The organism is Saccharopolyspora sp. 7B (assembly GCF_020177435.1).
In the GTDB taxonomy this organism is placed as follows: Bacteria; Actinomycetota; Actinomycetes; order Mycobacteriales; family Pseudonocardiaceae; genus Saccharopolyspora_C; species Saccharopolyspora_C gregorii.
Genome location: NZ_JAIUKC010000069.1, coordinates 1 through 9,046, shown reverse-complemented (window position 1 = coordinate 9,046; position 9,046 = coordinate 1). Strand labels below are relative to the sequence as shown.

Genomic DNA, 9,046 nt, shown 5'->3' with positions numbered 1-9,046 from the left:
CGCGCGGGGCCGGCCGCCGCGCCCCCCCCCCCCCGCGGGGGCGGCGGGGGGGGGGGGGGGGGGGGCCGCGGCGGGGGGGGGGGGCCCCCCCCCGGCCCCGGCCCCCCCCCCCCCCCCCCCCCCCGGCCGGTGGCATGAAGAAGGACTCATTGACAGCGCACAGGGCCTTTGCTCGGATGGAAAAGTGATCCCGCCGCTGCTGACCCGACGCCGCCACGTGGACTTCGTGCGCGTCGCGGCGCAGCGCTGTCGCGGCTGACGCCACTGCCCCGCGCGCGGGGTTCCGCCGCCGGGTTTTCGTCCCGTCGCGGGCGGTTCCCGCCGCAGCGCGCCCTGACGTCCTCCTTCGCACCCGTTCCGGAGAAGCCCGATGCCGCTCACGTTCCACTGGTTCCTGCCCACCTACGGCGACAGCCGCTACCTCGTCGGCGGCGGTCACGGGGTGAAGACCTCCACGGCGGGCGGGGCTCGCCCGGCGACGCTGGCCTACCTGGGGCAGATCGCGCGCAGCGCCGAGCAGCTGGGCTTCGAGGGCGCGCTGACGCCGACGGGCGCGTGGTGCGAGGACGCGTGGCTGTCCACGGCGATGCTCACCGAGGTCACCGAGCGGCTGAAGTTCCTGGTGGCGTTCCGGCCCGGCCTGCTGTCGCCGACCCTGGGCGCGCAGATGGCGGCGACCTACCAGCGGCACTCCGGCGGCAGGTTGCTGCTGAACGTCGTCACCGGCGGGGAGAGCCACGAGCAACGCGCCTACGGCGACTTCCTGGACAAGGAGGGCCGTTACGCGCGCGCCGACGAGTTCCTGCACGTGGTGCGCTCGTTGTGGCGCGGCGAGTGGGTGGACTTCAGCGGCGAGCACGTGCGGGTGGAGGGCGCGGAGCTGACCCGCACGCCGGACCCGGTGCCGGAGGTCTACTTCGGCGGTTCCTCGCCCGCGGCGGGTGCGGTCGCCGCGAAGCACTCGGACGTGTACCTGACGTGGGGCGAGCCGCCGGCGAAGGTCGCCGAGAAGATCGCCTGGATCAAGTCGCTCGCCGCCGAGCAGGGCCGCACGCCGCGCTTCGGCATCCGGCTGCACGTGATCAGCCGGGACACCTCGGAGCAGGCGTGGGCGGAGGCACGGCGGCTGCTGGACGCGCTGGACCCGGCGACGATCGAGCAGGTGCAGCAGGGCCTGTCCCGCAGCGAGTCGGAAGGCCAGCGGCGGATGCTGGAGCTGCACGGCGGCAAGTCCGACGACCTGGAGATCTACCCGAACCTGTGGGCCGGGGTGGGCCTGGTGCGCGGCGGCGCGGGCACCGCGCTCGTCGGCAGCCACGAGGAGGTCGCGTCCCGCATCGAGGAGTACGCGGCGCTGGGCCTGGACGAGTTCGTGCTCTCCGGGCACCCGCACCTGGAGGAGGCGTACTGGTTCGGCGAAGGCGTGCTGCCGATCCTGGAGCGCAAGGGCCTGTGGCGGCACCCGGGCGCCCCGGAACCCGTTGCGGCGCAGGCGATCCCGTTCGCGGAGTGACCCCTTCGCCGGGTGATCTGCTCGGCCGGTGATCCCCTTCGCCGGGTGATCCCTTCGGCGCGTGATCTGCTCGGGCGGGTGAGCCGGTCGCCGGATGATCTTGTTCGGTGGGTGATCCGCTCGGGCGGTTGATCGGCTTCGCCGGGTGATCCCCTTCGGCGGGTGGTCTGCTTCGCCGCGCGATCCGGTTCGCCGAGCGCCGGATTTCGCCGGGAGATCCGGACCCGCACGGCAGATCCGGCGCGGACGCGTGTTCGTGCCGGACGTTCCTCCGTACGGTTCGAACATCGGGCGCGCGGAGGTGTTCGCCGTGGACTCGCCCGCTCGTTCTGGGGAGGACGTCGTGGGGTTGCTGCACGCCTACTACATGTCGAAGCTCGTGTCGGAAGCGAGGCGGGACCACGAGGCGGGGAGGCCGGTGTTCGTCGCCGGTTTCGACGTGAACCTCCGGCGAACGTCGATGCGGCAGGTGCGCCGCGAGATCGAGCGGATCGAGAAGGCGCTCGCCCCGATCGGCTGGCAGCTGGCCGACGTCGAGCAGTTCTTGGCGTCCGTCGAGCTCTCCTTCGTCCGGAGCTAGCCCGGAACCGCTGCACCGGGTCGTCGGAGATGTGGCCACGATGAGCGCCCAGCTGGATGCCCTGCTGGAGCACGCGGCGAAGGACAACGTCGTCCTTCAAGTGCTGGCGTTCGACGCCGGTGCGCACATCGGTCCGCAGGGGTCTTTCGCCGTCGTGCGATTCCCCGCGAACACCGGCGACATCGCATTCGTGGACACACCGCTGAGCGGCCGGATCGTGGACAGTTCGAGGGAGACCTCAGAGCTGTCCAGGCTGTTCGGCGAATTGCACCACTCTGCTCTGGATGTTGATCAATCGGTGGCGTTGGTGCGTGAACGGGCCGACGAGTTCCGACGTCGTCAGTGAGGAGCAGGGCGTGTCCGACGCGGGTGGAAGAAGTCGTCGCGGAGCGCTCAGGGCAGCAACTGCGTCGAGACCGCTCGACGGGGTGGGTTCCCGGCGGTCCGCGACTCCAAGGACCCGGCGGGAGCGCACCTCCGGCTGTCCGATGCGGTGTTCGGTGGCTTCATCGAGCGCGTGAAGCAGGACGGCTTCCGCCGCTGATCACCGCCCGGTGGTGAAGTGGAGGTCTTCGCGGCGGAGCAGCAGGGTCGCCGTCGCTCCGATCGCGCCCGTCACGACCAGGTAGCCGCACGCCAGCCACGGGGTGCCGCCGCCCGCCGCGAGCAGCGCCGTGACGATCAGCGGCGTGAGGCCCGAGGCGTAGATCCCGGAGAACTGGTAGATGAACGACATGCCGGTGTAGCGCAGCCGCACCGGCGACAGCTGGGCGTAGAACGTGCCCTGCGGCGCGTAGATCACCGAGTGCACCACGCCCAGCACCAGCACGATCACCACGCCGGTCAGCAGCGGGCTGCGCAGCTGGAACGCCAGGAACGCCGGGTACACCGACAGCGCGAACAGCGCCGAGCCGAGCGCGTACAGCAGCCGCGGGGAACGCCGGTCGCCGATCCGCCCCACCACGGGGATCAGCACGGCCAGCACCAGCGCCGCCGCCATCACGCCGATGAGCACGTCGTTGCGCGGCAGGCCGAGCGTGCCGGTCGCGTAGGTCAGGAAGAACACCGCCCAGGTGTTGAACGCCGCGCCCTCCGAGTACCGCGACAGCAGGCCCAGCACCGTGTTGCGGCGGGTCGCCCGGTCCCGGAACAGCTCCAGGAACGGCACCCGCGCGGTGCCCTGCAACTCCCGCATCTGCTGGAACGCGGGCGTCTCCGCCACCCGCAGCCGGATCACCAGGCCGACCAGCACCAGCACCAGGCTCAGCCCGAACGCGATCCGCCAGCCGTAGCCGAGGAACTGCTCGTCGTCGAGCACGTTGCCCAGCAGCGCGAACAACCCGGTGCCCAGGCCGAGGCCGAGCGCGAGGCCCACCTGCGGCCAGGAACCGTAGGACGAACGCTTGCCGGGTGGCGCGTACTCGACGGCCATCAGCACCGCCCCGGCCCACTCGCCACCGATCGCCAGGCCCTGGAACAGCCGCAGCAGCACCAGCAGCAGCGGCGCCCACATGCCCACCTGCTCGTAGGTCGGCAGCGCGCCCATCGCCGCCGTGGCCAGCCCCATCACGACCATCGTGGTGACGAGGGTGCGCTTGCGGCCGATGCGGTCGCCGATGTGGCCGAACAGCACGCCGCCCAGCGGCCGGGCCACGAACCCGACGAAGAAGGTGGTGAACGCCAGCATCGTGCCGACGGCCGGATCGGCGGTCGGGAAGAACAGCTTGTCGAACACCAGGCTGGCGGCGGTGCTGTACAGGAAGAAGTCGTACCACTCGACGGTCGTGCCGATGAGGCTCGACGTGATGACGGTGCGGACGTTCTTCGCCGACGAGCCGTGCTCGGCCGGCTCGGTCAGGGCGGTGGTCATGCTCGGCGGACTCCTGGCTGCGGCGGGGTGCGGCGCGCGGGCGCGGCCGGTGCGGGGGCGGTCAGGAGTCCGGACAGGCCGCGGACGCCACCCGCAGCAGATCCACGTGGTGGCGCGAGGTGAGCAGGGCCGGTCGCACGCGACGACGCTAGGAACGGCCGACACCGCTGTCAACGAACCGGTGTCGATGCCCACCTCGTCCCGGATGCTGGGACACCGCGGTATCGGGTTCCTGCGCCGGCATGTTCGACGAGGTGATCGCTACCGATGGCGGAATGATGGATCAGGCCGGCATCGCCACCCGAGCACGTGGGACACGCACGACCTGATCGCACAGCAGGTCGTGTCACGCGGTGATCGAGCACGACGGTGAGATCCCGGTGCTCAAGCGCCCCGGCGACAACTTCCCGGGAAGGGAGCGGACCTGCCGTCCGGCGAGGTCGGCAGGTCGCGGAAATGTCGTAGGGGACTGGCACTCTGCCGTTCGTCGTTGTCGCCGACAGTAGGGGCCGGCCTGGTGAGCGCTTTCGAGGAGGTTGAGAAAGGGCTACACGCGGCCGCGGGAAAGACCGAGGAAGGCAGGAAGCATCTTCGGGTGGCTATCGAGCGGCAGGCGGAGGCCGCTTCGAACCAGCAGCGCTGTGGAGGAGCTGCTCGAAGACGGCGGCACGCAGGTCTCGGACCTCGAAGGGACTCCGGAAGAGGTCGTCGAGGTGTTGCGGCGCGCGGATCATGAGCGCACGCAGCAGATGTGGCCGTTCTACACCGACATCGACAACACCACCGCGCCGACTCTGAAAGTCGGGCTCAACGGTGAGCGCGGTGCGCTGATCTACTGGGATGGGAAGACGGCTCACCTCCCGGCCGATGGTTCGAACCCGGAACCCGCGGACTACTGGTGGGCCGACCACCACGCTCCGTTCCCGAGGTTTTCGGAGATCCCGGCCGAAGACGCGCTTCAGGTGATCCGCGAGTTCCTGCGGACCGGTCAGCGGCCGGCCTGCATCGAGTGGGCTGCTCGGTAGGCAAGACGACACCAGCCCCCGTTCCATCCGGGATTCGTCCCGAACCGGTGCGGGGGCTCCGTCGTGTTCGGTGGCGGCCTTCCGTCCACGTGGTGGCGCGAGGTGAGCAGGGCCGGTCGCACGCGACGACGCTAGGAACGGCCGCCACCGCTGTCAACGAACCGGTGTCGATGCCCACCTCGTCCCGGATGCTGGGATGCGGTCGCGTCCCCGCTCGCCGCCGGGACGGGGCGGAGGTCCCCGCGGGCCAGCGGGTTCGGGCGGATGCGGTACGCGTCTGGGCGGACCGGACCACGTTGTGTCCACTGTGGATGGTCATTGTGGCGGATTCCACGCTTTCGGGCGCTAACTTCTCGCGCTCGGCCGACGACGATGAGTGCGGAACCGGAAAAAGCGCGGAAGGGGCACGACGTGGCAGGCGACCGACCGGAGAGTCGGCAATCGGACGACCGTGATCGCAGCGGCGGGGCACCGCCACCGATCACCCGAGTGGCCGCCACCTCGGCGAACCCGGGCAGCACCCCACCGCCGTCCCGATCAGCGGAAAGCGGGGCGCGGCAGGCGTGGCTGATCTGGGGCGCCGCCGTCCTCACCTACCTCGCGGCCGTGTTCCACCGCGGAACGCTCGGCGTCGCCGGCCCGCTCGCCATCGACCGGTTCGAGGTCGGGCCCGCCGCGTTGAGCGCGTTCACCGTGCTGCAGGTCGGGATCTACGCCGCCATGCAGATCCCCACCGGGCTCCTGGTGGACCGGTTCGGGTCCCGCCGCGTGCTCACCGCCGCGGTGCTGCTGCTCGGCTGCGGGCAGCTGCTGTTCGCCCTCGCCACCTCCTACCCGATGGGGCTGCTGGCGCGCGGCGTGCTCGGCGTCGGTGACGCGCTGACCTGGGTGAGCATCCTGCGGCTCGTGGCCACCCGGTTCTCCGCCCGCCAGTACGCGCTCGTCGCCACCTTGTCCGCCGCGGCGGGCGCGCTCGGCGGCGTCGCCGCCACCTTCCCGCTGACCGCGCTGCTCGGGGCCCTCGGCTGGACGTGGACGTTCCTGCTCGTCGGCGCGATCACCGCCGCCTACGCGGGCGTGACGACCGGCGTGGTGCGCGACGTGCCCGGCACCACCTCCGGCGCCGAGGACGCCGGCGCCATCCTGCGGAAGGTGCGGTCCGCTTGGTCGATCCCCGGCACCCGGCTCGCGTTCTGGGCGCACTTCGGCACCATGTTCGTGCCCAACGCGCTGAGCCTGCTGTGGGGTTACCCGTACCTCGTCGAAGGCGTCGGCGTGCCGCCCGCCACCGCGAGCGTCGTGCTCAGCCTGCTGATCATCGGGCAGGTCGCGGGCGGGCCGCTCGTCGGCGCGATCATCGGGCGGTTCCCCGCCTGCCGGATGCCGCTCGTGCTCGGCTACCTCGCGGCCAACGGGCTGACCTGGCTGGTGCTGCTGAGCTTCGCGCGGCCGCCGCTGGCCGTGGTGTGCGGGGCGTTCCTGGTGTTCGCGATGGGCGGGCCCGTCTCCAGCGTCGCGTTCGCGCTGGTCCGCGACTACAACCCGATCAGCCAGGTGGGCACCGCCACCGGCATCGCCAACGTCGGCGGGCACAGCGCCACCGCGCTCAGCGTGCTCGCCGTCGGCCTGGTGCTGCAGCTGGCGGGCGGCGGGTACCGGGTGGCGCTGCTCGCGCTCGTCGTGGTGCTGCTGCTGAGCGCGTTCCGCACCGCGGTGTGGTGGCGCCGGGTGCGCGCGGCCGTGCTCACCGCGCAGGACCGCGGGGACCAGGTGCCGGTGGTGCTGCGCCGCCGCCGCTGGGACCTCCAGGACGACCCGGCCCCGGTGGTCGCGACGCGCTGATCACCCCGGCTGAACGGCCCGCCCGACCGGCCGTGCGAGCCGTCCGGCCTGCTGATCGCCGCAGGTGATCGGCCCGAGCGGGGACCGCCTCCGGCGAGCGGTCCGTTCGGCAGGGAGGCGGGCCGTTCACCGCGTGCGGGTCGCGCGCCACGTGGTGGGGGAGACGCCTTCGCGGCGCAGGAACGCGCGGCTCAGCGCGGTGCCGGTGGGGTGGCCGACGCGCACCGCGATCTCCTGCACGCTCAACGAGGTCTCCCGCAGCAGCGCCTTCGCGCGGTACGTCCGCCACGCCGCCAGGTAGCTCAGCGGCGTGTCGCCGGTCCGCTCCTTGAACAGCGCCGCGAACGCCGACCGCGACATCCCGGCCACCTGCGCCAGCGACCGCACCGTCCACGGGTGCGCCAGGTCCGCGTGCAGCGCCCGCACCGCACCGGCCAGCCGCGGATCCCGCAGCGCCGCGACCCAGCCGACGGTGCCGCCGCCGACGTCCGCGCAGCAGGCGCGCACCGCCTGCACGAACAGCACGTCGGACAGGCGGCTCGTGACGAACCCGGAGCCGAGCCCCGCCGCCGCGGACTCCCGCGCGATCAGGTCGAACGTGCCGCGCAGCAGCTCGCCGGCCACCGTGTCCAGGCGCAGCCGGAACAGCGGCGGCAGCAGCCCGAACAGCGCGTCCGCGGCGACCGCGTCGAAGCTGAACCGGGCGGACACCAGTTCGGTGAGCTCCCCGTCCCCGCCGAACCGGACCGCGCCCTCGCAGTCCACCAGCGGGCGCCCCGGCTCGTCCTGCAGCGCGAACTCGGTGCCCGCGCGCACCAGGACGCAGTCGTCCGCGGTCAGCCGCACCGGCTCGGGCAGGCTCGCCCCGGTCAGCCAGCACGATCCGGTGGTGATCAGCACCAGCCGCGCCACCTGCCGGGAGCGGAACGCGATGCCCCACGGCGCGCGCGCCGCCATCCGCACGTACCGGGACTCCTCGATCCGCATGGTGGCGAGGAGGTCGTCTACCGGGTCCACGCGCCGCCCCTGGACGAACTGCACCGAATCACGGACGGAAGGGTACGTGCCGTCCAGCAGTGCCGGGCTACGGTCGAGGGCATGGGACGACTGATGCGCACGTTCGAGGTGTCCGGGGACGGCGGACCGCTCCGGCCGCGGGAACGCCCGGTGCCGACCCCGGCCGCCGGGGAGGTGCTGGTGCGGGTCCGGGCCCGCTCGATCAACGCCCGCGACCTGCGGATCGTGGCAGGGCGCTACTCGATGCCGGTGCCGCCCGGGCGGATCCCGCTGTCCGACGCCGCGGGCACCGTCGACGCGGTCGGCGCGGGCGTGCGCGGCTTCCAGGTGGGGGACCGGGTGATGAGCACCTTCCACCCGGAGTGGCTGCACGGGACGCTCGACGGCTGGGGCGAGCTGTACGGGGTGCAGCGCGACGGATGGCTCGCCGAGCACGTCGCCGTCGCCGAGCACTCCGTGCTACCGGTGCCGGAACACCTGTCGTTCGAGGAGGCCGCGACGCTGCCCTGCGCCGCGCTCACCGCGTTCTCCGCGCTCGACGGCATCGGCGCCGGTGACTCGGTGCTGCTGCAGGGCTCCGGCGGCGTCTCCATGTTCGCGCTGCAGTTCGCCCGCCTGGCCGGGGCGCGGGTGCTGATCACCACGTCCGGCCCGGTGAAGGCGCGGTGGCTGCGCGAGCTCGGGGCCACCGAGGTCGTCGACCGCACCGCCGTCCCGGAATGGGGCGACGAGGTGCGGGCGCGCACCGGGGGACGCGGCGTGGACCGGGTGGTGGAGATCGGTGGGGCCGGGACCATCGGGCAGTCGCTGCGCGCCCTCGCCCACGGCGGGCTGATCTCGCTGGTCGGGAATCTCGCCGACGGGGCGGGCCTGGACCTCGGGGCGTTCCTGGGCCGCGGGGCGACGCTGCGGGCCATCGCGGTCGGCAGCCGCAGCGACTTCGAACGGATGATCCGCGTCCTCGAACAGCACCGGCTGCACCCGCTCATCGACCGGGCCTTCCCCTTCGACGAAGCCCCCGACGCGTTCACCCACTTCGCCACCAAGGACACGATCGGCAAGGTCATCATCGGGGACTGAACTCGACTGTTGCCGAACTCGGTTCGCGGAGCACCGAGGTGGGGGGGGGGGGGGGGGGGGGGGGGGGGGGGGGGGGGGGGGGGGGGGGGGGGGGGGGGGGGGGGGGGGGGGGGGGGGGG

9 protein-coding genes and 1 pseudogene are annotated in these 9,046 nt (G+C 72.8%); 7 read left to right on the top strand and 3 right to left on the bottom strand.

What is annotated here, in order from left to right:
* Nucleotides 1-370 precede the first annotated feature (370 nt).
* The 4 genes and pseudogenes from LCD33_RS12810 to LCD33_RS12795 form a co-directional block, all read left to right on the top strand.
* Entirely contained in the window at nt 371-1,513 is a 1,143-nt protein-coding gene (locus LCD33_RS12810; RefSeq protein ID WP_224967950.1) for an LLM class flavin-dependent oxidoreductase, read from the top strand.
* Nucleotides 1,514-1,769: 256 nt separating this feature from the next.
* The gene (locus LCD33_RS12805; RefSeq protein WP_224958245.1) at nt 1,770-2,093 is read left to right on the top strand and encodes a hypothetical protein; all 324 of its coding nucleotides are present in this window, start codon (nt 1,770-1,772) and stop codon (nt 2,091-2,093) included.
* 10 nt (nt 2,094-2,103) lie between these two features.
* Complete coding sequence (locus LCD33_RS12800) at nt 2,104-2,439, top strand: Scr1 family TA system antitoxin-like transcriptional regulator (RefSeq protein WP_224958255.1); 336 nt, start codon at nt 2,104-2,106, stop codon at nt 2,437-2,439.
* A gap of 33 nt (nt 2,440-2,472) precedes the next feature.
* A pseudogene (locus LCD33_RS12795) lies at nt 2,473-2,637 on the top strand (DUF397 domain-containing protein); the annotation flags it as partial.
* On the opposite strand, the gene LCD33_RS12790 reads toward LCD33_RS12795, so the two are convergent.
* Complete coding sequence (locus LCD33_RS12790) at nt 2,638-3,963, bottom strand: MFS transporter (protein WP_224977889.1); 1,326 nt, start codon at nt 3,961-3,963, stop codon at nt 2,638-2,640.
* Nucleotides 3,964-4,024: 61 nt separating this feature from the next.
* Complete coding sequence (locus LCD33_RS29605) at nt 4,025-4,102, bottom strand: putative leader peptide (protein WP_373690084.1); 78 nt, start codon at nt 4,100-4,102, stop codon at nt 4,025-4,027.
* Nucleotides 4,103-4,604: 502 nt separating this feature from the next.
* Between LCD33_RS29605 and LCD33_RS12785 the strand changes: the two genes are divergently transcribed.
* Entirely contained in the window at nt 4,605-4,988 is a 384-nt protein-coding gene (locus tag LCD33_RS12785) for an Imm1 family immunity protein (protein ID WP_224977888.1), read from the top strand.
* 567 nt (nt 4,989-5,555) lie between these two features.
* Nucleotides 5,556-6,830: an MFS transporter gene (locus tag LCD33_RS12780; protein WP_224977890.1), complete on the top strand. Its 1,275-nt coding sequence runs from the start codon at nt 5,556-5,558 to the stop codon at nt 6,828-6,830.
* Between the two features lie 126 nt (nt 6,831-6,956).
* Here the strand turns inward: LCD33_RS12780 and LCD33_RS12775 are convergent, their stop codons facing one another.
* The gene (locus LCD33_RS12775) at nt 6,957-7,847 is read right to left on the bottom strand and encodes an AraC family transcriptional regulator (RefSeq protein ID WP_224958251.1); all 891 of its coding nucleotides are present in this window, start codon (nt 7,845-7,847) and stop codon (nt 6,957-6,959) included.
* 81 nt (nt 7,848-7,928) lie between these two features.
* Here LCD33_RS12775 and LCD33_RS12770 point away from each other — a divergent pair, with 81 nt between their 5' ends.
* Nucleotides 7,929-8,927 carry an NAD(P)-dependent alcohol dehydrogenase gene (locus LCD33_RS12770; protein ID WP_224977887.1) on the top strand — a complete coding sequence of 333 codons (999 nt, stop codon included), beginning with the start codon at nt 7,929-7,931 and terminating at the stop codon, nt 8,925-8,927.
* Nucleotides 8,928-9,046 lie beyond the last annotated feature (119 nt).

What these genes read in the sequence shown, in the direction of transcription:
- LCD33_RS12810 (WP_224967950.1), top strand. Translation starts at nt 371, where the DNA reads ATGCCGCTCACGTTCCACTGGTTCCTGCCCACCTACGGCGACAGCCGC.
- LCD33_RS12770 (WP_224977887.1), top strand. Translation starts at nt 7,929, where the DNA reads ATGGGACGACTGATGCGCACGTTCGAGGTGTCCGGGGACGGCGGACCG.
- LCD33_RS12790 (WP_224977889.1), bottom strand. Translation starts at nt 3,963, where the DNA reads ATGACCACCGCCCTGACCGAGCCGGCCGAGCACGGCTCGTCGGCGAAG.